Raw genomic sequence first — 24,586 nt, 5'->3', positions numbered from 1 at the left:
GTGACCGAGTCGGTCGCCGGTGGTCTAGCGGCGGGCCGTGACGAGCCAGGCGCTCGAGTCGAACCACACGCCGTCGGCGGTGTCGTGCGCGGCCATGACGCAACGCAGCCGGTCGAGTGCCCGCGCGGTCTCCTCGGCGCTTCGCCCCGCGAGTGGGTCGCTCGCGACGTGCAGCGAGCGGACCGCGGCGACGGCGGCGTCGGGATCCGCGCCGTAGTAGACGGGTTCGCGTACGTCGGTGACGGCCACTTCGGTGAGTCCCGCCGAGGTCAGGACGGCGTCCACCACCGCAGGGTCGGCGAGGGAGAACGCGTCGACCCTGGCTGCGGGGACCGGCGGCGGGTCGTCACCGGCGAGGGCGCCCTGGATGGCGGCCACCCATTCCTGGCGGTCACGGGCCTGCCACACCAGCTGCACCAGCCGCGCGCCGGGCCGCAACGCACGCGCGATGTTCGTGAACGCCGCGACGGGGTCGGGGAAGAACATCGTGCCGAACCGGCTGATCCCGAGGGTGAACGTCTCGGGCGGGAACGGGTGGACCTGGGCGTCCGCCTGTTCGAAGCGCACGTTGGCCAGCTCCTCCGCCGCGGCGAGGGCACGCGCTCGCGCCAGCATCTCGGCGGAGGTGTCCACGCCCAGGGCACTCCCCTCGCTCGCCGCGCCCGCGGCCTGGCGAGTGGTCTGTCCGGCACCGCAGCCGATGTCCAGTACCCGGTCGCCAGCGCTCACGTCGGCGGCGTGACGCAACCGCTCCTGGTAGCGACGCAGCTCGGCGTCGTAGTCGAACACGTTGTTCACGGCCCTACTCTGCCTCAGCTCACTGTCCCGACTCGCGGCGGCGGTGGTCGACGACGCCGATCTCCACCTTGTGCAGCCACAGGCCGAGCCCGCCGACGAGCTTGTCGCGGTCCAGCCGGTAGAGGCGTTCGCGGCCGGACTTGCGCACGGTGACCAGCCCGGAGTCGACGAGGACGGTGAGGTGACGGGTCGTGGTGGGCCAGCTCTGCTCGAACCTGGCCGCGAGATCGCCCGCCGTGACCTCTCCCCCACGATCGTGCAGGACCAGCACGATCTCCCGCCGGGTCGGATGCGCGAGCGCGCCGAACACGACGTCGAGGTCACCGAGGTTGCGGACGATCCGCGGCCGGTTCATCTACCCGTTCGTCGCACTCGGGTCCCGGTCGGGTGAGGCGTGCCTCGGCTCGTAGATCCCGAGCTCACCGCCGCCGGGAACACGCATCGCCGTCAGCAGTCCCCAGCCGGCGTCCTCGACGGGACGGACGAACTCGACGCCCTTGCCCTCGAGCTCCTTGACGGTCGCGTTGATGTCGTCGCACATGAGATACAGCTCGTGCCCTCCGCCCGTGCCTTCCGTCGGGTGGACACCCAACTCGGCGGGCGGGAGCGCGAAGACCAGCCAGCCGCCCCCGGTGTCGACCGAGTCGAACTCGAGCACGTCGCGGAAGAACGCCCGCGACGCCTCCGCCTCCCCGGTGTTGATGATCGCATGAACGCCCGTGATCACCGCATTGCCTCCTGCCCAATATTTAGCGATTTCGCTAAACGTACTGGGCTGGTCAACCCTTCGCGGGTGGTGTCCACGACGGTGACCGGCCGAGCGTTCCGAGCAGCCGGGCGAAGTCCGGGGCGGTCGCGGGTACTGTCACCGGTCGCGCGAACTCCCGCGTGCGCCTGCCGGTGCGCGGCCACCTGGCGACGATGTGGAGCGCGGCGGATGCCAGGTCGTCGTCGGGGCGGTAGGGGACGTCGAGGCTCACGGCCAGGTCCCACCCGTGGACGAGGACGTCGACGAAGTGCATGGCGATCGCGGTTGGTGCGGGGAAGTAGCCGAACTCGCGCACCTCGAAGGAGCTTTCGTGGAGGCCTGGGGCGGTGAAGGCGTTCGTGACCATGGCGGCGGAGTCGTGGTAGGCGCGGGGCGGGTCGGGTCTGAGGTCTCCCGAGTACCAGATGGACACGATCGCGGGTGCACCCATCGAACTGGCGGCGTAGCCGCGGTTCTCGCTCACCAGGTGCTCCGACACCGCACGGATCGACCACTCGGCACAGGGCGTCGGCCGGTCGAGGTCAGCAGCCGTCACCGCGGCGACGACCTCCCCGGTGAGGGCCAGCGCCCGCCGGTCCAGCTCACGCACGTCACCCAGGTCATCAGCCATCGACCCATCACATCACGGCGCCGGCCATGCGGGTGGCTGGGAAACAATTCCCGTAGGCTCGAAGCCTCTGTGCCGTCAGCATTCTCGCGATTCCGGTGAGCGCGCTCACCCAGCTCGCCGAGCACAGCCCGTCCTTTGGTTGGAGTCGTGGCCAGTGCACTCGGAGTGTCCCTGGCGACGGACTCACGCACGTAACAGCGTTGGCACGTAGTTGGTCAGGCTTCCGGGCGGTTGCCGGTGGGGATCGTGATCAGGGTCGCGGTCGGGGAGGTGGCCTTGTTGAGGAACAGCATCGCCATTGCGCGGATGAACTGATCGAACATGGAGAAACCGACCGGCATCACCGGCAGCAGGCCCTCCCGGAACGCGATGTACGCGGGCCACCCCGTGCGGATGAGCGCCGCCGCCGCGTAGTCGCGTGGCAGCTGTAGCCAGTCGCCCACCTGGTCGCTCAGCACGTACCGCACGAACTCGTTGAGGAAACCCCGGGTTACGCCCAGGTCGATCTGTGCGGTCAGCCCCAGCAGGTCCTCGGCCAGTTCCTTGCCCTCGAACGACGGGCTGAGGATCGGCGTGAGCACCTGCGCCGACTGCGCGTCCGCCGCCGCCCACGTCTTCGGGATGAACTCGTCCCGCACGCCGAGCAGGTGGATCGCGACCTGCCACGAGTGCAGGAATGCCTCCTCGTCCGCCGCCGACATCGGGACGTGCCACTCGATCAGCTTCCTGTGCACGAACGTCCCCAGGCTGTGGAACGTGACCAGGATGTCGCCGTTGCTGATCGGGACCTGCTCGTCCGCCACCGCCTGCCAGTGCGACGACCTCGGCAGCAGGTGACGCACCGCCGCGTGCACCAGGCGGGTCTTGTTGGCCGTGACCACGAACTGGCCCGTCGGTTCGAAGGCGTTGCGGTCGCTCAGGTCGTAGCCGAACGTGAACGTCTTCGCCGCGCGGTCCTGCATGTCGGCACCGCCCGCGGACCAGTACACCGACTTCGCCTCGCGCGGGATCACCGTGCTCATGATGCCGCTGCCCAGCCCGTACAGCATGAACAGGTACGTGTCCTTGCGGCGGTTGAAGTCGGCCGCGAGGCGCAGCTTGGTTCGGTCCGCCCACGACGGGAGCCTGTTGACCTGCTGGAGATACGCCGCGAGCGTGGCGGGCAGACCACCGGGCAGCGGGTCGTCGTTGTCCACCCACGACCGCATCGCGGTGTTGATCGCCGGAACCTGACCGCCGTCCAGGAACCCCGCCATCAGGCGGTCCACCTCGTCGTCCCACGTCCACCAGGGGTCGGTTTCCGCCGCCCAGGCCGGGACGGCGCCCACGGCGCTCACCAGCCCCAGGGCCACGCCGAGCGAGAGGACGTTCCTTCTGCTGAGACTGCTCATTTACATACCCAGCTTCCTTGATAGGCATCGGCGCCGCTCTTGCAGGGATCCGCGGAAGCAAGTCAGCCCAGGTCCCACGTGATCAACCGTGAGATTCTCCATTAACATATCGAAGCGGGTCGTTCGGCGGCAAGGGCATCGCCGACTGAATCGGTCCGCTGGTCTCGGAGACGCGGTCCCTTTCGTGGTTGACTGGCTCTTATGGCTCCCCTCCCCCGCGCGCCGCGGTGACGACCGAGTCGGCCGCGGCCGTCCGGCCGCGTAACCGCAGGCAGCTCATCGTCGGGGCGGCAGGCCGGGTGTTCAGCGAGCGCGGCTACCACGCGGCGTCCATGGAGGAGATCGCGGCGGGCGTCGGCATCACGGCGGCTGCCCTGTACCGGCACTTCCCCAACAAGTACGCGCTGTTCGCCGAGTGCGCGAACGTCATGGTGGACCGGCTCGTCGCCGCGCTCGACGACGTGCCGGCCGATGCGTCCCTTGTGGACGTCCTCACCGCCGTCACCCGCGTCACCGTCGCCCATCGCGCGTCCGGCGGGGTGTACCGGTGGGAGGCCCGCTACCTCGACCGCGCGGACCGCGGGGTGCTCAGGGCCAAGTTCGCGCACGTCGTCGGGCGGGTGACCGACGTGGTGCGGCGCGAGCACCCGCTACCCGACGAGCACCTGCGTGCCGCCGCGGCGCTGGGCGTGATCGGGTCCATCACGATGCACCACACCTCGATCGCGCAGCGCCGCGTCGAGGACGTGCTGCTGGCGGCCGCCCTGCGTGTGGTCGCGACCGACCCGGCGGCGGGCACCGCGCGCCTCGTCGAACTGCCGACCCCGCCCGTGCCACGCACCCGGCGCTCGGAGATCCTCGCGGCGGCGATCCCCCTGTTCGAACGGGACGGCTTCGCCACCGTCACGAACGGCAGGATCGCCGAGGCCGTCGGGCTCGTCCCCTCCGCGCTCTACCGCTACTTCCCCGGCAAGGCCGACATCCTCGCCGCGGCCTGCCTCCAGGCCGCCGGGCTCCTCACTCAGGCGGTGGAACAGAACCTTTGCGGGGTGACCGACCCGCACGACGCCGTCGTCGCGCTGGCCGCGACGTATGTGGCCTACAGCTTCGAGCACACGGCCCTCACGAGCGTCGCGAACGCCGAGCTGGTCGGGTTGCCCGCCACCCTGCAGCGGCCCGTGGTCGTCGCGCAGCGTGAACACATCGCCGTGTGGGAGCAGCAGCTCCGGTCTGCGCGCCCGGAACTCGACTCGCGCCAGGCCAGGGTGCTGGTGCACGCCGGGTTCGGCGTGGTGGTGGAGGCAGGTCGCCGACTGCGCTGGCACGACAGCCCGGAGCACCGCGACGCGGTCGCCGCGCTGCTCGTCGGCGCGCTGGGCCTGTGATCAGCGGCCGGCCTCGACGCGGACGAGCGTGATCGAGTAGGACGGTCCCTTCTGGGTCATGGTGTCGCCCGTGCAGGTGAACGCGTCGTCGGCGAAGCCCGTCACCGGTCGGGTGTCCACGGGCGTGCCGTCGACGGAGAACGAGACCTCGACGCCTGGAGCCACCGAGCTGTAGACGATGTGGTCGCCGTCGACGCGATAGGTGCCCGAGACGACACCGGAGTACGCGAGGACGTACCGCTGTCCACTGTGGTCGGCCGAGGCGGGGCTGAAGGCCGCGCGGAAACGGCCGTCGCCCGTGTAGACCAGGACGGAGCCGGAACCCGTGAAACGCAGCGGCTCCTCGTCGGGATCCGCAGGCACGAACGAGGTCCTCGACCGCTCCGTCCACGTTCCCACCAGACATTCCGCGGGCGTGGTCGAGGGGCCGGCCGCCTTCCAGTAGTCGATGGCGGGCGGGACGGTTGCCGCCGCCAGCACGACCGTGCCGATGGTCACCGCGACGGTCCCCCGCATCCCGCCCGGTGCCGGACCGGCCGCAGGCCTCGGGCGAAGCAGCGCGCCGAGGGTGGCGGCGACCGAGGAGACGAGCAGGCCGAGCAGCACGCTGTACTGCCCGAAGTCGGCGATGATCTGGAAGTCCGGCGCGGGGTACAGCGACTCCGGATCGGACGCCCTCAGGTCGACCGCGCGGTAGAGCGGTTCCACGACGAGGAAGAAGGCCGCGGAGGACAACAGCGCGGTCGTGGTGGCCGCCAACGGCACCAGGACGGCCCGGTGCGGCCCCCGCAGCAGGAACGCCACCACGGCCTGCACGACGACGCACAGCACGATCGCCGAGAAGTGGAAGACGATCGCGAACCGGTCGTTCGCCCTGATCTCCGACGGGATCGACCACCGGGCCACCAGCACCGCCGCGCAGGTGAGGACCATGACGGTCGCCGCGCCGACCAGTCCGGCGCGCAACGCCCGCCGCAGGTCGAACACGCGTGGTGCCACCAGTGCCGGAACGAGCCAGAGCAGACTCAGCAACGGCACGACGATCGGGACGTAGACCAGCGTCGTCAGGGGCAGGTTGCGCAGGGTCAGCCAGTGCGTGGCCTCGTCGAGCCAGCCGGCGGCCCGGCCCACGGGGTCGGGGAACTCCGGTCCCTTGTCGTAGAAGTCCCACGACCACAATGATCCGACGGTGCTGTGGAGCCACCACACCGCCGTCAGGAGACCTACGGCGGCCGTGACGGCGACGACCACGGCGGACAGCGACGCCTCCCTGGCCACCGACGCCGTCCACAGTGCGACGGCGAGTGTCGCCACCACCAGGCCGGGAACGGCGACAAGGTCGGACCCGAACGCGCTGCCGCCGGAGGCGCCGACGAGAACCGAGGTCAGCGACAGCTGTCTGCCGACCAGGCAGCCGAGCGCCAGTCCTCCGGCGAACACCAGCCACCGCGGGACGTGGGTGCCGTCCGGGTCCAGTCGCACGACCCGCCAGACGGCCACCACGACCGGAGCGGTCAGCGCGGGTGCGACGAGCAGGCCGACCAGCAGGCCGTTCGTCCCCGGCAGCGTGACCAACGCGATGGTGGCGACGTACCAGACGTTGCTCCCCACCATCCCGACGACCACCCCGACCACGGGCAGCTCCCACCAGCGGGGCGTGTCCAGCAGGGCCGGCTCGGTGACGAACCGCCGTCGCCTGGCCGCACTCGGATGGTGGTGGGTGAACCGCCGCCAGAGTCCCGGCCGCTCCTCGCCGTGCAGCACGCGCAGGGCGTCCTCCCGGCCGACGACGGCGGCGGCCACCCCGTCGGCGTGCAGCTCACGCTCCCGCAGGATCGCGTTGCGGATCGACAGGACGAGCGCGGTCAGCACGAGGAGCCCCGCGGCGAACAGCCACGCCGAGGCGTCGTGCCGGAGGAGCAGTCCGATCGCGGCGGGCACCCAGGCGAGCGCGACGAACGCGGCCCACACGGCCTTGGTGAGGTAGGTGATGTGCACGTCACGGCCGCGTGCGTGTGCCAGCTCGTGCAGCACCACCGCGCGGAAGCGGTCCCGGTCGTGGCCGAAGTCCTTCACCAGCCCCATGTCCAGCGCGATGTGGCGGGCACGGAACGCGCCGAAGGTCATCGCGTCCCTGGTGACCCGGGTCTCCTCGCTCGGTCGCAACAGGTACGTCGGCGGCGTTCGGAGACCGGCCACGCGACGCAGTCCCTCGAGGACCTCGGCGAGCTCGCCTTCCGGCCGGAACCGTCCGAGCCCCCGCCGTCTGGTGATGACGGCCGGGTAGGCGGCGTAGCACAGCAGCGCGACCAGGACCAGCAGCCCGACCGCGTACAGCGACCACGATGCCTGTTCCCTGCTCACCGGTGCGACACAGCGCACGAAACGGTGCATGTCCTCGTTGGCGCCGGCTGTGGACGCGTCCGGCCCGGCGAGCCACCCCGGGCCGCACCGCTGCCACGCCTCGGCCCAGCGCCGGGCGTTGTCCCCCGTCACGGTCCAGAGGAGCGCGCCGACGACCCCGACGGTGACCACGACGACGGAGACAAGGAGCGAGAACAGCACGGTCATGCCGGACGGGGGACGCCGGGGCGCCGTCGCCGACGGGGACTCCGTGAGCGTCGCCCCGCCGGGTCTGTCACTCATTCGCGTCAGGTCCGCGCTCGTCGTGCTCGAAGACGCCACGTGGGACGGTCAGAGCCCCGACGAGGGCACGGACGAACACCTCGATCCTGTCCTCCGGGAAGTGCAGCGCACGCAGGAGGCGCCGGACCTCGACGCAGATCGCGGCGAGCTGTTCCGGGTCGGACACGAGCAGCGGCGCCTCGTCCGGGCGGCCCTCGACCCGTTTCCTGCGCAGCCACCGTCCGCCCACCTTGTCCACGGTCTTCGACGCAGCCCTGCCCAGCACCTCGTCGACCACGACCGCGGCCACGTACAGGGCTGCGGGGGTCACCACGTCCACCACCTCGGTGATCCCGAAGGAGAGTGGGTCCCTCCCCTGCCTGCGGGCCGGCTTGCTCCTGTCGCGGAAGAACATCTCGGTCGCGGTGTCGAAGAACACCAACTCGTCCGGAGCCAGTTCCGCGACCACGGCTTTCGCCACGCCCGTCACCCGGCTGTCGACATCCATCGTGCCCCCTCGCAGAGAACCAGAATTCACCGTGCAGGTGTAACTGATACCGGGTCCACTGGGGATCACCCAAACGGAGTATGAAATGCTGTGGCGCGAATTGACGAACTAGACCGGAATTCCGACGCGGGTCATCAGATGGTCGCGGATCTGCTCCTCGAGGCGGACGAAACCGTGCTCCGCGTACGGTGTGACGACGAGGATCGCCCAGCTGGCGAAGACGTTGTTGCAGCCGCCGGTGTCGAGCGTGTGGAGCAGGTAGTCGGCAAGGCCCCACTCGGCGTTCTCCTGGTTGACCAGGATCGAGTTGTAGGCCTCGATGTTGTCGTTGACGTAGGTGCGGAAGTTGTCCTCGGCCTGGTCGAGCAGCTGCTGCTGTTGCGGAGCGAGATCCGCGGCCTCGACGGCGACACCGTTGACGTGGTTGGCGTCGTTGATGTCGTTGAGCAGCGGGAGCAACACCATGCAGTACTGCTGGACCAGGTCGCTGTCCAGCACGGTGCCACCCGTCCCCAGCAGGGTGTCGAGCCGGGCCGTGAGGACGTCACGAGCGTCGGGGTAGGACCCGAAGTACGCGAGCAGCACGTCGTCGGACGCGTTCATGACGGCGTTGTAGATCACGGTGGTCGAGTAGCCGTCGATGTTGTCCAGCATGGTGCCGACACCGGTGGTGTCGCCCGGGATGCCCAGGTCCTCGAAGTCCGTCATTGCCGACCTCCCAGTCGTGTTCTGTTTCCTTTTCACTGTGCTCAGCCGAAGCCGCGTGGGAGACGGCGGCACGGGCAGCGAAGCGGACCACGGGGCTTCGCACCATCGGTTGCCCGATCGGACCTGTACGCGAATTGTCCTTGATCTGTCCAGAAATCAGTCCGAAAAAGAAGTTCGAGTCGCTCGACAAAACCTTCTGGTGAATCATCCACCTACGGCGACACCGTGAAGTGAGCGATAACATCATCGAGCCAGACTCGACACCTCGACCTTCCCTCGCACCCGGTATCCCGTGGATCACGGGCACTACTGGCCAGACCTGCGCTACACCAGCTCGTTGTTAGCGATAACATTTACTCTTGTTTTAACGAGTGTGCCGCGTTACGCTCCTTGGGAGCGCTCCCAGGCGACTCGAGTCGGACTCGCGACTCGTCGTGACGCGTCATGACTCCTGCTCGCAAGGTGGCGAGGCGGGCACCGTTCGGGTGCTCCTGTCCAGGAAGTCGAGGGATCCCGTGGTCTCACTGAGAAGACATGCCCTGGCCGTGGTGGGCGCGGTGGCACTGACCGTCGTGCTGGCACCCGCGGCGTCGGCCTATCCCCTGCCCGGCCGGGTGACCGGCGACGTCGGCGTGCACGACCCGACCGTGGTCAGACGCTCGGACGGCAGCTACCTCGTGGCGCACACCGGCAACGACATCGCGCTGAAGACCTCCACCGACCGCATCGCGTTCCGCAACGCCGGGTCGGTGTTCCCCGGCGGCGCGTCGTGGACGACCACCTACACGGGCGGCAGCCGCAACCTGTGGGCGCCCGACCTGTCCTACCGCAACGGCCAGTACTACCTGTACTACTCGGCCTCGACGTTCGGCTCGAACCGTTCGGCGATCTTCCTCGCCACGAGCAGCAGCGGGAACTCGGGCACCTGGACCAACCGCGGCCTGGTGATCGAGTCCCGCACGTCGGACAACTTCAACGCGATCGACCCCGACCTCGTCGTGGACGACCAGGGCCGCTGGTGGCTGTCCTTCGGCTCGTTCTGGTCTGGTATCAAGATGATCGCGCTCAACCCGAGCACGGGCCTGCGCTCCGACAGCACCATCCGCGCCATCGCGGGGCGCAACGGCGGCGCGATCGAGGCGCCGAACATCGTCAAACGGGGCAGCTACTACTACCTGTTCGTCTCGTTCGACCGGTGCTGTCAGGGCGCGGCCAGTACCTACCGCGTGATGGTCGGCAGGTCCACCAGCGTCACCGGCCCCTACACCGACCGCAACGGCGTCGCCATGACCTCCGGCGGCGGCACCGAGATCCTCGCGGGCCAGGGCAGCGTCCACGGACCCGGCCACCAGGAAGTGCTGGCCGACAGCGACGGTGACGTCCTGTTCTACCACTACTACGCCGACAACGGGACCTCACTGCTCGGCATCAACCTGCTCGCCATCGACTCGGCGGGCTGGCCCTACCTCCACTGAGGACGAATCGTCGACCCCGTGCAGCGTCGCAAGGGAGAGAACATGACCTCGAACACCCGAAGTCCGCGCAGGCCCGGACGCATCGGCCTGGTCCTGGCCGTGACCGCCGCCGTGCTGTGCGGGACCGTGACGGCGACCCCGGCCTCGGCCACCGCGCCCGACCGGACGAGCCACGTCGCGGCGGGCACGTTCACCAACCCGGTCAAGCGCAACGGCCCCGACCCCTGGCTCCAGTACCACAACGGCTACTACTACCTGGCCACCACCACGTGGAACTCCACGATCACCATGCGCCGGTCCCGGACGCTGGCGGGCCTTTCCACCGCGGCGGACACGGTGCTGTTCACCCTCTCCGGCAGGCCCAACGGGTGCTGCAACATGTGGGCGCCGGAGTTCCACCTGCTCAACGGCCGCTGGTACCTGTACTACGTGGCGGGGCAGAACGTGTCGGACTACAACCCGACGCAGCGACTGCACGTGCTGGAGAGCGCGGGCAGCGACCCGATGGGACCGTACAGCTTCAAGGCCGACCTCGGCAGCACGTGGGAGCTGGACCCGAGCATCCTCCAGCACAACGGCCGGCTCTACCTCATGGGCAGCGCCATGGACGGCACCCAGAGCCTGACCATCACCCCACTGTCCAACCCGTACACGATCAGCGGCACGCGCCGCACGATCAGCCAGCCGACGCTGTCGTGGGAACGGCAGACGGCGCCGGTCAACGAAGGCGCGGAACCGCTGTACCACAACGGAAGAACCATGATCGTGTACTCCGCCAGCGCGTGCTGGGGACCGGACTACAAGCTGGGGCTGCTCACCCTCACCGGCACGGACCCGCTCAACCGGGCGCACTGGACGAAGTCCGCCGACCCGGTGTTCCAGCGCAGCGACGGGAACGGTGTGTACGCACCGGGGCACAACGGTTTCTTCCGGTCTCCGGACGGCACCGAGGACTGGATCGTGTACCACGCCAACAGCTCCGCGTCCGGCGGGTGCGACATGAACCGGTCGACCCGGGCGCAGAAGTTCACCTGGAACGCCGACGGCACACCCAACTTCGGCACCCCGGTCCGACTGGGCACCGCGCTCGCCGCCCCGTCGGGCGAACCCGCACCCTGAACTTCCTTCACCGGTAGGGCCGGCCGCGACGCCGGCCCTACCTGCGTCACTGTGGGTGCACTGTGGACGCTGGATCGGGTGGGTATCGGCCCTCGGACGGCTGAAGGAACCGGCGGGGGATGCCGCTGCGGCGGAAAACCTTCTAGCTTCATGGCGGAGAGCTGACTCCGTTGGGAGCCGGAGGGGATCCTCGATGGGGCTCGGGAACAGGCGCCGGCTGCGGCGCGATCCACTGGAATACGTCGAAGACCTTCGTCGACACGCCGCGACGGACGTGATCCGGCTGCCGGGCGGCGGCCACTGCGTCGGCGACGCTGCTCTCGCGCAGGTCGTGCTGCGTGACCCGGAGTTCAACGCCGACAGGTCGGGGTTCTTCGGGGACCTGCTGCCGACACGGGCGGCGCAGATCGAGGTCGGCCACGCGGTGCGTAACTTCGTGCGGGACGGCATGCCACGCTACCGCGCCGCTCTGCCGACGGCGGTGGCGCAGCTGCCCGCGACCGACCGGTGGCCGTCGGCGGGAAGCCGACTGGTGTACCGCTGTCTGGCGGAGCTGCTGCTGTGTACCGAGGTTCCCGCCGGGACCCGGCGGCTGGCCAACCGGACACTGGACGGCGACGTGATGTTCACCGCGCCGAGGATGTGGCGGCGTGCGCGGGCGGAGATACTGCGCGGCAGGCTGGTCGCGGCCGTGGCCGAGGAAGTCGCGCGGCGCAGGGCGCAACGCACCGGCGAGCCACGTGACCTCCTCGACGCCGTTCTCGGCGCGTGTCGGGACCAGACGGATCGCCGCGTGGCCGAGGTGCATCTGATGATGTTCCGGGCGATCGTGGCGCCGGTCGGCACCACGCTGGCGTGGTCGGTGCTGCTCGGCTGTGGGTCTGGGGCGGATCCGTGGCCGTGGCCTGCCGAACAGGTCGTGCGCGAGGCGCTCAGGCATCGGCCGGTGCCGTGGATGCTCGGCCGCACCCTCTCCCGTCCCGCCGTCCTCGCAGGCACGTCCTTCCGCGCCGGTGACGTCGTGTCGGTCAGTCCGTACCTGCTGCACCACGACGAACGCCACTGGACCGAGCCCGGCGCGTTCCGGCCGGGTCGTTGGAACGAGCTGGGCGAGCGCGGGTCCTGGGTGCCGTTCGGCGCGGGCCCGTTCACGTGCGCGGGCGCGTCGGTGGCACTGGGGCTGGTCAGTGAGGCGCTGACCGCCCTCACCCGCGACGCCCACCTGACCGTGACGGGAGGTGACGCCTGCGCCCTGACGGCCGAAGGTGCCGTGCCCCGGCCCTTCACCCTGCACCGTCGACCGAGGACCGACTCGACACCCGAAGGAGGTGACCGCCATGACCGCGATGCTGCGCCGCGTCTTCAGTGACAGGCCGGCTCGAATGTGGTACTGGTACTAGGAACTGACTGCCGCACCCAGCTCGGTAGGCCGCGCGTCGGACCCGACGCCGAGGCCTACCGAGCTGTCATACGTCGGCACGCTCCCCGGCCGACCACGGCGGCACGCTCGACACCTGCCTGCGCCCCCCTCATCGCGGTGCCGACCGCACGAATGCCACTGCCGGGCAGGCCCAGCGAAAGCGAATAATACTCACAAAGGTCACCTCGACTTCCGGCCCAGATTCACAGTCGGAAGAAACCCAGAGGACTGACCAGTACCGACAAGCGAACACGACTTCGGGGAACCCCACCGAATCGCGGTGCGGGCGGCCGGGCGGTCGACACGGCGGCGCCGACACCACGCTGACCCGGACAGAACCGCCGAGTTCACACCGGAACGAGTACCGACAGGCGATCATCCCGCACACTTCCCGGCCGACACGCCAAAGGCGTTTCGACGGACAACCATTTCCCACGGCTGACACCGCCACGTGTTCACACTACCTCGTTGGAAATCGCCACCAAGCGAAGGTGCGGCAATTTTCGGTAATTACTCGGGGAATGGCCGCCACATGGTGCAGATGTGAACCGCGGGACGCTCCTCGACCCGATCAATACACCCAAACGGCGGTCGGATCGCGTTCCGTCGAGCCGTACACACCCGCTCTGCCGTGTGGGTGAGCGTCGTACACCCGGTGGCGGAATTGATCCACAACCGCGAATGCCGAGCCGGGCCGCACCATTCCGGATTGCCGGAAGTCATTCCTTCGGGCGCGTCAGGAATCCGCCGAACGCGACCGTCATCGGCCAACCAGTGCCGTCGGTCGGCCCCGCCATCTGCCGAATGATGCAATTTCCCGGCCAACGCTTGTGCGCGCCGAGACGGGCGAGCTACTTTTCGTGACCGGCCCTGTATCTGTCTGGGGTCCGTCTCCCACGAAAGGAATCGGCAACAATGAGGTTGCGTTCACTGGCCGCTGCCCTGATCACGGCCATCGCACTCGGGTTCGCCTCGATGGCCGTGCCCGCGGCGGCCGCCGCGGGTCCACCCACGGGCGGCGGTGCGCAGCCGAACGTCGTCGGCGGCAGCCCGGCGCCCGCCTACTCGTTCGCGGGTTCCCTGCAGGACCTCGGCGGCAACCACTTCTGCGGCGCCACGGTCGTGCACCCGAACTGGGCCGTCACCGCGCGGCACTGCGTGGTGGGCACCCCGGCCGCGAGCATGCGGCTGCGCGTGGGCAGCAACAACCGCACCTCCGGCGGCGTGCTGGTCTCGGTCACCTCGGTGTCCACCCATCCGTCCCAGGACCTGGCGATGATCGGGCTGAGCACCGTACCGGCCGCCTACCTGCCGATCGTGATCGCGGCGAGCTCCGGCCCGGTCGGCACCTTCACGCGGATCATGGGATGGGGCCAGACCTGCCCGACCCCGGGTGGCTGCGGCGCACCGGTCCAGCTGCAACAGCTGAACACCTCGATCGTGGCCGACGGCTCCTGCGGGGGGATCCTGAGCGCGACCGAGATCTGCACCAGCAACCCCGGCGGCGTCGCGGGTGCGTGCTACGGCGACTCGGGCGGCCCGCAGGTCAAGACGGTCAACGGCGCGTGGCAGCTGATCGGCGCCACCAGCCGCTCCGGCGGCGGCTCCAACTGCGCGGTGAGCCCGTCGATCTACGTCGACGTGCCGTCGCTGCGCCCGTGGATCCAGGGCGTGACAGGACTTCCCCTCTGACCCGCTCGTCGAGTCGACCCCCGTCGTTCGCCGCACCTGGCGAACCCGCAGTGCACGGAAGGAATCCCATGACACGCAGCCAAAGGCGGCCGCGTCGCTCCCGCGGCATGATGGTCACCGCGGTGGCGGCACTCGTCGCCGCGTTGCTCTCTACCTCGTCGGCGGTGACGGCGGTCGCGACGAACGCGGGCGTCCGAGCCGACACCGACGTCTACATCCGCGACTACGTCGGCGATGCCGGCGTCGAACCGCACTCGAACGCGGTGTGGACCAGCCCGGACATCAAGGTGTGCCCGACGCCGACGGAGTGCGCCGTCAGCGAGAACCCCGAGGTCGGCTCGGTCAACTACATCTTCGTCAAGTTGAACAACCCGGGCCCCTACGGCTCCGGCGCCGACATCGGCAACCTGGACGTCTACCGCTCCTCGCCGGGTGGCGGCACCGGCTGGAGCGCGGACTGGACCAGCATCGGTGGTGTCCTCGGGCTGTCGGTCGCCGCGTCCGGCGTCACGACCGCGGTGATCCCGTGGCCGGATGTGCCCGGTCCCGGCCACTTCTGCCTGCTGGCCCGCTGGGAGTCGGCCAACGACACGATGTCGTCGGTGGAGGGCCCGGACACCGTGCTCAACACCCAGCGGAACAACAACATCGCGTGGCGCAACGTCGACTCGGTCGACCTGTTCTCCGGCAGGGTCGAGAAGCGGCCGTACGCGTTGGGCAACCCGGGCAGGGAGACCATCGCGACCGACCTGGCCTTCTCCGACGTGCGCAACGGCTTCCTGGCCTCGGGCGGCAGGCTCACCGTCGACCTCGGCCCCGACCTGTACGCCCGCTGGCGTGAGGGCGGCGGCCGGGCGACCGGCGTCAAACAGGTCGGCGAGTACAGCTTCGAGATCAGCGACTTCAAGCAGGCCAGGTTCTTCGGGGTGCTGCTGTCGCCGAAGTCGAGACCGGAGCTCGAACTCCAGTTCGGCGTGGGAGCCAGTCCCCGCAAGGGATCGCACGTGATCCGGGTGAACCAGTTCGCCCCGCTCGGTGAGAACAAGCTGGCCGACGTGGGTGGCGTCGAGTACCAGGTCACCATCCGCTAGTCGACACCGACCGGGTCGCCCACCACCACGCCGCGGCCCGGTCGGCCCGGTCAGCGGCGCTCAGTCGAGCACGCGTGCCAGCTCGACGCGGGAACGCACGCCAAGGCGCGTGAAGATGTTGCGCAGGTGGTGTTCCACCGTGCGCTGGCTCAGGAACAGGCGGGCGGCCACCTCACGGTTGGTCGCCCCCTCCGCGACCAGGCGCGCGATCTTGTCCTGCTGCGGGGTCAGTGCGGACGCCCCGTCACCGGGCTGTGGCGGCTCACCGACCGCGTGCAGTTCGGCGCGGGCCCGGTTCACCCAGTGATCGGCCTCGTGCCGCTCGAAGTGCCCGATCGAGTCGTGCAGCAGCTCGCGGGCCTGTCGCGGCTTTCGGTTGCGGCGCAGGCGGCCCGCGTAGAACAGCTCGGTCTTCGCCAGCTCCATCGTCGTGCCGCTGACCAGGTGCAGGCGGATGGCCTCGGTGAAGTGGTCCTCCGCGGCCGGCCCGTCGGAGACCATGGCCAGGCAGCGGTGTGACACGGCGAGCCGCGACGGTGGTCCGGTGCTGTGCACCCAGCGCGTGTACCCGCGCAGCGCGGAGTCCGCTGTGGACGGTTCGCCGCAGCGGACGGCAGCCTCGACGATGTCCGGCGCCGCCAGCGCACGAACCCCGGCGTGCAGTGCGCCCGCGGTGACGTTCCCCATGCGCCCCAACGCGTCGGCCGGCCGGTCGCGGACCAGGTCCACGCACGTCAACGCCCAGGCGCCGAGTGTGCCCGACCGGCCGAGGCCACGGTCACGCACGCCTTCCGCCGCCGCGCCGATCCGGTGCAGTGCGGTGTCGGTGTCACCGAGCAGCGCCGCCAGCAACGCCAGGAACATGAGGTGGTCGGTCATGACGTTGGGCTGTCCCGCCGCGACCGCCGCGTGCGCGCCCTCGAACGCGGCCTCGCGGGCGAGGTCGAGCTGGTCCGCGAGCAGGGTCGCCATCGCGCGGTAGGTCAACGCCCACGGCACGAGCGTGGTCAGGCCGCTGTCCCGGGCCGCGGCGACTCCGCGCTCGGTCAGCCGCAGCGCCGTTGTCACGTCGCCGAGCACGAACGCCGCGTGGCCGCCCCAGATCGCGGACGTCGCGTCGGGCAGCCGGTCGGCCAGCTCGACGACCGAACGCAGGGCGGGCAACGCCGCGTCGTGCCGCCCCGCGAAGCTCGCGGCCGTGCCGATCAGGTGGTCGAGCACCAACGCCGACTCGGCCGCCTCGTCGGGGGTGCGCCAGCCCGCCGCCGTGCGGGCGATCCGGCCGTGCGACACGTGGTCACCCGCGACGGCCGCGGCCTCGCCCGCGAACCCCAGCGCCGTCACCGCCAGCGCGCGGTTGCCCGCGAGGAGCTGCTCGGCGACACGGGACAGGCGCCGCGCGGCCACGGCGGGCACGCCCGTGCCGACCTCTATGCCGCTCTCCACCAGCGCGGCCGGCATCCGCACCTCGTGCCGCGCCGACAGCGGCACGACCGCACGCAGCGTGGCACGAGCCCGGTGCGGCAGGCCGCACCGCCAGTGGTCGGCCGCCGCGGACAGCAGCCGCTGGGCCCGCAGGTCGGGCGAGGTCGTCAGGGCGGCGGCCCGGCCGTGGTCGCGGGCGGCCGCCGCGAAGTCGCCCCGCTTCCGTGCCTCGACGGCGGCGGCGCGGAGCACGTCGGCGTGGCAGTCCCTCGGGCCGGGCAGCCCGGCGGCCTCGTGCCAGGTGCGGCGCGGCCCGTCGGACAGGGTGTCGGCGAGCGTCGCGTGCGCGCTGTAGCGGGCGGTCACGGGCAGCTCCGCGCGCAGCGTCGCCCGCACCAGGGGTCTGGGGTCCATGAGGGCGGCGGCCTCGTCCACGGCGGCGAGGTCCAGTCCCGGCGTCCGCGCGAGGGTGTCCACGTCGACCTCGTCGTCGACGAGGGTCATCGCGAGGGCGTGCCGCGCGTGCGGGGACAGCGCGGCGAGCCGCTCGCGGAGCCGCGCACGCAGCGAGCTGTTCGGTGGCAACACGTCCGGCGGTGGTTCCGCGCCACCGAGCTGGGCACTGGTCAGCGACCGCGCCAGCTCCACCAGGGCGAGGGGGTTGCCGCACGCGACGCGGGCCACCTCGTCGGCGAGCCCGGTGGACAGGCCCGGCAACAGCTCGCGGAGCACCTGGACGCTCGTCGCGTGGTCCAGCGGGTCCAGCTCGACGCACGGCAGCCCGTGCGCGGTGCCCTCGGTCGCGATGAGCACCGCGACCGGCTGGTCGGCGAGGTCGGACAGCGCGTCGAGGAGCCAGGCGAGGTCCAGGTCGTGTGCGTCGTCGACGCACAGCAGTACCCGCCGCGGGTGGTGGTCGAAGTCGGCGGCGGTCAGCCGTGCCGCACGCAGCAGCGAGGTCTTGCCGGAACCCGGCTCGCCACGCAGCACCAGCGCACCGCCGCGGCCGTCGCGGGCTCGTTCGAGCAACGCGTCGACGGCGACGCGCTGCCGGTCGCGTCCCCGCAGCATGGAACCTTTCTGCCACACGGCACACCGCGACCGGAAGACGCCATCCGAACGGTAGTTTTACCGATCCCAGTTGGCGACAGACCAGTAGGTCCGCCGATGCGCGCGATCCGGCGGGTGTCCGAGGGTCATAGGCGTACCCCATCCCTGTACCAGCGAGGCATTCATGCGAATCCGCAGTATCTTCTGCGCGCTGTCCACGTCGGCATTGCTTCTGGTGGGCGCTACCGCGCCTGCCGCACAGGCCGCGGCCAACCCCTACGAACGCGGTCCGGCGCCGACGATCTCGAGCATCCAGGCGTCCCGAGGTCCGTTCGCCACCGCCAGTGTCACCGTCGCCAGATCGTCGGTGTCCGGCTTCGGCGGCGGCACGATCTACTACCCCACCAGCACGGCGGAGGGCACGTTCGGCGCGGTCGCCATCTCCCCCGGCTTCACGGCGTCGCAGTCGAGCGTGTCGTGGCTCGGGCCGCGCGTGGCGTCCCAGGGTTTCGTGGTGATCACCATCGACACCCTCTCGACGCTCGACCAGCCCGACAGCCGGGGCACCCAGCTGCTGGCCGCGCTCGACTACGTGACCAACTCCAGCTCCGTGCGAACCCGTGTCGACGCCACGCGGCTCGGCGTGATGGGCCACTCGATGGGTGGCGGCGGCAGCCTCTCCGCGTCCCGCACCCGCCCGACGCTGCAGGCCGCGATCCCGATGACTCCCTGGCACGGCACCAAGTCCTGGACGACCGACCGCGTGCCCACGATGATCATCGGCGCCGAGAACGACACGGTCGCCCCGGTGTCCTCGCACGCCGAGCCGTTCTACACGAGCCTGACCGCCGCCCCGGACAAGGCGTACCTGGAGCTGAACAACGCGAGCCACTCCGCACCGACGAGCGCCAACACGACCGTGGCGCAGTACAGCATCTCGTGGCTCAAGCGGTTCATCGACAACGACACCAGGTACGACCAGTTCCTCTGCCCCGCCCCGAGTCCGAGCACGCTGATCCAGGAGTACCGGGACACCTGCCCGCACTCCTGACCGGCCGTGCACCGTCCCCCTGCACCTCTGCTGACTCGGCACGCCGCCGCTCGACGGCGCGTGCACCCGGAGGAAGGACATTCATGAGACCCAGACATGGGATACGTGCGAGCATGGCCGCGGTCGCCGGGTTCGCGCTGACGCTGGCCCTGCCGGCGCCCGCACAGTCGGCTCCCCAGCCGCGGAGCCCCGACGTCGTCGCCGCACAGGCCGCGGACGCCGCCGCGGCGAGCGGTGTCGGGCTCGCCAAGGGCGCCGAGGACGTCTTCCTGCGCTCCAGCTTCACTCCCGGCGGCGGCGGGTTGTTCTACGCGGCCTACCAACGCACCTACCGAGGGCTCGAGGTGGTCGGTGGCGACGCGGTGGTCGTCACCGACGGCCGGGGGCGCGTGCACGGCACCGTCACCGCCGACACCACGGCGGTCGCGCTCGACACGACCCCGTCCCTGACCGGGGAGGCGGCGGAGAGGACCGCGACCAAGACACTGTCCACAGTGGACACGGTGGTGAGCACCCGGCTGGTGGTGTTCGCGGTGGGCACGCCGAGGCTCGCCCACGAGGTGGTACTCGAGGGCCGGACGGCCGAGGGTGTGCCGAGTCGGCCGCACGTGTTCGTGGACGCCGCGAACGGCGCGGTGCTGGACTCCTGGGATGACGTGCGGGCGGGCACGGGCACGGGCTTCTACAACGGCACGGTGTCCATCAACACCCAGCAGAGCGGCAGCACGTTCTCGATGACCGACCCGACGCGTTCGGGCGTGCGGTGCGGGCAGTCCAGCAACCAGCAGGTGTTCACCGGCCCGGACGACGTGTGGGGCAACGGGTCGGGCACCAACCTGGAGACGGCGTGCGTCGACGCCCTCTACGCGGCCCAGCGTGAGTGGGACATGCTGCGCACCTGGTTGGGCCGCAGCGGGATCAACGGCTCGGGCACCGGCTATCCGGCCTACGTCGGTCTTTCCGCGGTCAACGCGTTCTGGAACGGCAGCTCGGCGAGCTTCGGCCGCTCCTCGGACGGCCAGCGCCAGGCGACCCCGGTCGACGTGGTCGCACACGAGCTGGGCCACGGCATCTTCCAGTTCACACCGGGTGGTTCCGGCGGCAGCAACGAGAAGGGCGGGCTCAACGAGTCGACGGGCGACATCTTCGGCGCGGTCACCGAGGCGTTCGCCAACAACCCCAACGACCCGCCCGACTACCAGGTCGGCGAGGAGGTCAACCTGTCGGGCAGCGGCCCGATCCGGTACATGTACCAGCCGTCGCTGCGCAGCGGGCACCCGAACTGCTACAGCTCGTCGGTGCCCAACCTGGAGGTGCACGCCGGGGCAGGCGTGCAGAATCACTGGTTCTACCTGCTCGCCGAGGGCAGCAACCCCGGCGGCGGCAAGCCGTCCAGCCCGACCTGCAACAGCACCGCGGTGACCGGTGTCGGTGTGCAGAAGGCCGCACAGATCTTCTACAACGGCCTGCTGCGCAAGACCACGACGTGGACCCACGGCCGGGTCCGGGTCGCCACCCTGCAGGCGGCGCTGGCGTTGTTCCCGGGCAGCTGCACCGAGTTCAACACCGTCCGGGCGGCCTGGAACGCCGTCAGCGTCCCGGCCCAGTCCGGCGAACCCACCTGCTGACCCGACCGGGCGCGGCGGACTGACCGCCGCGACCCCCCACCCGACAGGCGGTTCCCGCGAGGGAGCCGCCTGTCCGTTTTCTCCTGGGTCCACCCGACCAACGCTGTCGGAATCTTGCAGATCTGCGTCTAGTAATTGCGTGCAGGTGATCCGCGAGTTACGGTCTCCCCAGCACTGTCTCTACCCCTGCTGTCGAGCAGGCGACCATCTGGCCCGCCGCGCCGACTACTCGCCCCCTGCCGAGAAGAGAGCAGCGAATGACCCCATCACCGACGTCATCGACCTGGCGGGCCCGTGTCAGCGCGCTCGCGGCCGGCACCCTCGCCGCCGCCGGTCTCGTCGTCCTCGCGGCCCAGCCGGCGTCGGCGGCCGCGACCGGCGGCGTCGGCGCCACCCTGCCCTACGTCGAGGTGCAGGCGGAGAACGCCGCCACCAACGGCACGGTCATCGGCCCGAGCACCGACTACAACACGCTCCCCGCGGAGGCGTCCTACCGCAAGGCGGTCACGCTCCAGGGCAGCGGCAAGTACGTCGAGTTCACGGCCCCGTCGGCGACCAACTCGTTCGTCTTCCGGTACAGCATCCCGGACAGCGGCAACGGGTCGGTCTACACCGCGCCGCTCTCGCTCTACATCAACGGGACGAAGCAGCCGAACTTCACCCTCACCAACGCCTACAGCTGGTACTACGGCGGCTACCCCTTCACCAACTCGCCGGGCAGCAACCCGCACCACTTCTACGACGAGGCCCACCGGCTCTTCGGCACCACCTACCCGCAGGGCACGAAGTTCCGCCTGCAGGTCGACGCCGACTCCACCGCGTCGTCGTACACGATCGACCTCGCCGACTTCGAGAACGTCGCGGGTGCCATCGGGCAGCCGTCCGGCTCGGTCTCGGTGACCAGCAAGGGCGCCGACCCGACCGGCGCCGCAGACTCGACCGCCGCGTTCAACTCGGCGATCTCCTCGGCGGGCGCGGGCGGCACGGTGTGGATCCCGGAGGGCACGTTCAGGATCCCCGGCCACCTGATCCTCAACAACGTCACCATCAGGGGCGCGGGCATGTGGCGGTCGACGGTCGTCGGCAGCGCGCCGGGCTTCTACGGCAACTACGCGCCGAACGGCAGCAGCGGCATCCACCTCGCCGACTTCGCGATCTTCGGCGACGTCCAGGAACGCAACGACGGCGCGCAGGTCAACGGCATCGGCGGCGCGATGTCGAACTCCACCGTGGACCGGGTGTGGATCGAGCACATGAAGGTCGGCGCCTGGATGGACGGGCCGTTCACGAACCTCGTGTTCAGCGGCATGCGGATCCGCAACGTCACGGCGGACGGCGTCAACTTCCACAACGGCGTCACCAACTCCAAGGTCACCAACTCGGACATCCGCAACACCGGTGACGACGCCCTCGCCACCTGGGCGGAACAGAACGCGGACGTCAACGACTCGTTCGACCACAACACCATCCAGTACCCGATCCTCGCCAACGGCATCGCCATCTACGGCGGGCACGACAATTTCGTCACCGACAACAGGGTCATCGACTCCGGGCTGACACAGGGCGGCGGAATCCATGTGGCACAACGGTTCGCGTCGACCCAGCTGGGCCGCACGGACGTGCTGCGCAACACGATCATCCGCTCCGGCAGTCTCGACCCCAACTGGAACTTCGGCGTCGGCGCGCTGTGGTTCGACGCACGCGACGGGGCCATGACCGGGCTGACCAACGTCGACAACATCCTGATCCAGCAGAGCCCGTACGAGGCCATCCAGTTCGTGTCCGGCTCCAACATCACCAACGTGAAGATCAACAACGCCACGATCCAGAACACCGGCACCTGGGTGGTCCAGGAGCAGGTCGGCGGCTCGGCCACGATCACCAACAGCACCGCGACGGGCACGCAGGCGCCCGGCCCGATCTACAACTGCGGTGTCGGCTTCACGCTGACCGACGGTGGCGGCAACTCGGGCATCTTCGCGACGCCGCAGTGCCAGAACATCACCAGGCCGACGTTCCCGCCCTACCTGCCGGACAACGGCTCGCAGATCTCCGTCAGCCCGACCGCACTCGGCTTCGGGTCCGTCGCCACCGGGTCGTCGAGCCCTGCCCAGGCGGTCACCGTCACCAACAGCGGCACCTCGGCCGCGTCGGTCGGCTCGGTCACCGCGGGCGGTGACTTCAGCCAGACCAACAACTGCGGCAGCAGCATCGCCGCGGGCTCGTCGTGCACGGTCAACGTCACCTTCCGGCCGAGCGCGGCGGGTTCCCGCAGCGGCACCCTGACCGTCACCGCCGCCGGTGTCACCTCGACCGTGCCGCTGTCGGGCACGGGGGTGGCGCCCGGGCCGATCCTGAGCCCGAACCCGTCGAGCGTGTCGTTCGCGGGCACGGTCGTCGGCGGCACGTCGGCGCAGACGGTCACCGTGACCAACACCGGCACCACGTCGGCGACGGTCTCCGGTGTCAGCGCCTCCGGGGATTACAGCCAGGCGAACAACTGCGGCACCCTGTCGGTCGGGGCGTCCTGCACCGTGACCGTCACATTCCGGCCCACCGCGTCCGGTACGCGTGCGGGCACCGTGACGCTCACCAGCAACGCCAACAACAGTCCGACGACGATCTCGCTGACGGGTAGCGGCATCGGCAGCGACACCAACATCGCGCTCAACAAGACGGCGTCGGCGAGCAGCGAGGTCAACGGCACGCAGAGCGCTGCCACGACGACCGACGGCAACGCGAACACCTACTGGGAGAGCGCCAACAACGCGTTCCCGCAGTGGGTGCAGGTGGATCTCGGGGCGACGAACACGGTCGGCAGGGTGACGCTCAGGCTGCCACCGTCGTCGGCGTGGGGCACGCGCACACAGACCCTGTCGGTGCAGACGAGCACCAACGGTTCGAGCTTCACCACGGCCGTCGGGTCCGCGACCTACACCTTCACCTCGCCGACCAACGTCGTGAACATCACCGTGCCGTCGGTCGGCGCACGTTATGTGCGGGTGAACATCACCGCCAACAGCGGCTGGCCCGCAGGGCAGGTCTCCGAGCTCGAGGTCTACCCGAGCGGTGGCACGTCGCCGAACTCGCCCACGCTGAGCACCAACCCGTCGTCGCTCACCTTCCCGTCGCAGCCGCTCAACACGACGAGCGGCAGCCGGGCGGTGACGGTGTCGAACACGGGCACCGCGACCGCGTCGGTCTCGGGCGTCACGGTCTCGGGTGACTACACGCAGACCAACAACTGCGGCACCATCGCGGTCGGGGGGTCCTGCACGGTCAACGTCAGCTTCCGGCCGACGGCGTCCGGCACCCGCGCGGGCACGCTGACGATCACCAGCAACGCCGCCAACAGCCCGACGACCGTCGCGCTGTCCGGCACGGGTGCGGGTGGCACGAGCACCAACCTCGCGGCGGGCAGGCCGACGAGCGAGTCGAGCCACTCGCAGACCTACGCGTCGGGCAACACCACCGACAGCAACCAGAACACCTACTGGGAGAGCGCCAACAACGCCTTCCCGCAGTGGGTCCAGGTGGACCTGGGGTCGGCGCAGAGCGCGAGCCGGATCGTGCTGCAGCTGCCCGCGTCGTGGGAGGCGCGCAGCCAGACGCTGTCCGTGCAGGGCAGCACCAACGGCTCGTCCTTCACCACGGTCGTGGGGCAGGCGTCCTACACCTTCTCCCCCAACACCAACACCGTGACCATCACGTTCGCCGCGACGAGCCAGCGCTACCTCAGGCTGAACTTCACCGGCAACACCGGGTGGCCCGCCGGTCAGCTGTCCGAGTTCCAGGTCTGGAACTCGTGACGGGATAAGTGGTCGGGTCCCCACCACTGTCA

At 70.1% G+C, this 24,586-nt stretch carries 18 protein-coding genes; 9 read left to right on the top strand and 9 right to left on the bottom strand.

The features are described 5' to 3' along the window. Positions 1–24: 24 nt before the first annotated feature. From CLV71_RS06835 to CLV71_RS06815, 5 genes are all read right to left on the bottom strand, one after another. A complete protein-coding gene (locus CLV71_RS06835) occupies positions 25–798 on the bottom strand; it encodes a class I SAM-dependent methyltransferase (RefSeq protein WP_208297418.1) in 774 nt (257 codons plus the stop codon). Between the two features lie 19 nt (positions 799–817). Then, positions 818–1,153: an ArsR/SmtB family transcription factor gene (locus tag CLV71_RS06830; protein WP_133901737.1), complete on the bottom strand. Its 336-nt coding sequence runs from the start codon at positions 1,151–1,153 to the stop codon at positions 818–820. Further along, positions 1,154–1,525, bottom strand: a complete 372-nt coding sequence (locus CLV71_RS06825) for a VOC family protein (protein WP_133901736.1) — start codon at positions 1,523–1,525, stop codon at positions 1,154–1,156. A gap of 52 nt (positions 1,526–1,577) precedes the next feature. Beyond that, entirely contained in the window at positions 1,578–2,177 is a 600-nt protein-coding gene (locus tag CLV71_RS06820; protein WP_133901735.1) for a TIGR03086 family metal-binding protein, read from the bottom strand. A 215-nt stretch (positions 2,178–2,392) separates the two neighbouring features. Then, on the bottom strand, positions 2,393–3,568 hold the full coding sequence (locus CLV71_RS06815) for an oxygenase MpaB family protein (RefSeq protein WP_133901734.1): 1,176 nt from the start codon (positions 3,566–3,568) through the stop codon (positions 2,393–2,395). A gap of 227 nt (positions 3,569–3,795) precedes the next feature. On the opposite strand from CLV71_RS06815, the gene CLV71_RS06810 reads away from it, so the two are divergent. After that, a complete protein-coding gene (locus CLV71_RS06810) occupies positions 3,796–4,953 on the top strand; it encodes a TetR/AcrR family transcriptional regulator (protein ID WP_133901733.1) in 1,158 nt (385 codons plus the stop codon). On the opposite strand, the gene CLV71_RS06805 is transcribed toward CLV71_RS06810, so the two are convergent. From CLV71_RS06805 to CLV71_RS06795, 3 genes are all read right to left on the bottom strand, one after another. Then, on the bottom strand, positions 4,954–7,599 hold the full coding sequence (locus CLV71_RS06805; protein WP_133901732.1) for a M48 family metalloprotease: 2,646 nt from the start codon (positions 7,597–7,599) through the stop codon (positions 4,954–4,956). Next, entirely contained in the window at positions 7,592–8,086 is a 495-nt protein-coding gene (locus tag CLV71_RS06800; protein WP_133901731.1) for a hypothetical protein, read from the bottom strand. Before CLV71_RS06800 ends, CLV71_RS06805 begins: the two co-directional genes overlap by 8 nt. 108 nt (positions 8,087–8,194) lie before the next feature. After that, a complete protein-coding gene (locus CLV71_RS06795) occupies positions 8,195–8,794 on the bottom strand; it encodes a hypothetical protein (protein WP_133901730.1) in 600 nt (199 codons plus the stop codon). A gap of 557 nt (positions 8,795–9,351) precedes the next feature. Between CLV71_RS06795 and CLV71_RS06790 the strand changes: the two genes are divergently transcribed. The 5 genes from CLV71_RS06790 (at position 9,352) to CLV71_RS06770 (ending at position 15,591) form a co-directional block, all read left to right on the top strand. Next, positions 9,352–10,269, top strand: coding sequence for an arabinan endo-1,5-alpha-L-arabinosidase (locus CLV71_RS06790; protein WP_243866254.1), 918 nt, complete (start codon positions 9,352–9,354; stop codon positions 10,267–10,269). A 42-nt stretch (positions 10,270–10,311) separates the two neighbouring features. Then, complete coding sequence (locus tag CLV71_RS06785; protein ID WP_243866253.1) at positions 10,312–11,388, top strand: glycoside hydrolase family 43 protein; 1,077 nt, start codon at positions 10,312–10,314, stop codon at positions 11,386–11,388. A gap of 193 nt (positions 11,389–11,581) precedes the next feature. Further along, complete coding sequence (locus CLV71_RS06780; RefSeq protein WP_133901728.1) at positions 11,582–12,757, top strand: cytochrome P450; 1,176 nt, start codon at positions 11,582–11,584, stop codon at positions 12,755–12,757. Positions 12,758–13,723: 966 nt separating this feature from the next. Continuing rightward, positions 13,724–14,500, top strand: a complete 777-nt coding sequence (locus CLV71_RS06775) for a S1 family peptidase (RefSeq protein ID WP_133901727.1) — start codon at positions 13,724–13,726, stop codon at positions 14,498–14,500. Positions 14,501–14,568: 68 nt separating this feature from the next. After that, positions 14,569–15,591 (top strand): hypothetical protein, encoded by a 1,023-nt coding sequence (locus CLV71_RS06770; RefSeq protein ID WP_133901726.1) that lies wholly within the window; start codon positions 14,569–14,571, stop codon positions 15,589–15,591. 60 nt (positions 15,592–15,651) lie between these two features. Here the strand turns inward: CLV71_RS06770 and CLV71_RS06765 are convergent, their stop codons facing one another. Next, a complete protein-coding gene (locus CLV71_RS06765) occupies positions 15,652–18,087 on the bottom strand; it encodes a helix-turn-helix transcriptional regulator (protein WP_133901725.1) in 2,436 nt (811 codons plus the stop codon). A gap of 163 nt (positions 18,088–18,250) precedes the next feature. Here CLV71_RS06765 and CLV71_RS06760 point away from each other — a divergent pair, with 163 nt between their 5' ends. The 3 genes from CLV71_RS06760 (at position 18,251) to CLV71_RS06750 (ending at position 24,554) form a co-directional block, all read left to right on the top strand. Then, on the top strand, positions 18,251–19,117 hold the full coding sequence (locus CLV71_RS06760) for a poly(ethylene terephthalate) hydrolase family protein (protein ID WP_133901724.1): 867 nt from the start codon (positions 18,251–18,253) through the stop codon (positions 19,115–19,117). Positions 19,118–19,200: 83 nt separating this feature from the next. Continuing rightward, positions 19,201–20,745, top strand: coding sequence for a M4 family metallopeptidase (locus tag CLV71_RS06755; RefSeq protein WP_133901723.1), 1,545 nt, complete (start codon positions 19,201–19,203; stop codon positions 20,743–20,745). 257 nt (positions 20,746–21,002) lie between these two features. Continuing rightward, positions 21,003–24,554, top strand: a complete 3,552-nt coding sequence (locus CLV71_RS06750; protein ID WP_133901722.1) for a choice-of-anchor D domain-containing protein — start codon at positions 21,003–21,005, stop codon at positions 24,552–24,554. The last annotated feature ends 32 nt before the right edge of the window (positions 24,555–24,586 follow it).

It is taken from the genome of Actinophytocola oryzae (assembly GCF_004364325.1).
GTDB lineage: Bacteria > Actinomycetota > Actinomycetes > Mycobacteriales > Pseudonocardiaceae > Actinophytocola > Actinophytocola oryzae.
The sequence above is the reverse complement of the archived record's forward strand: the minus strand, read 5'-3'. Positions and strand labels throughout refer to the sequence as shown.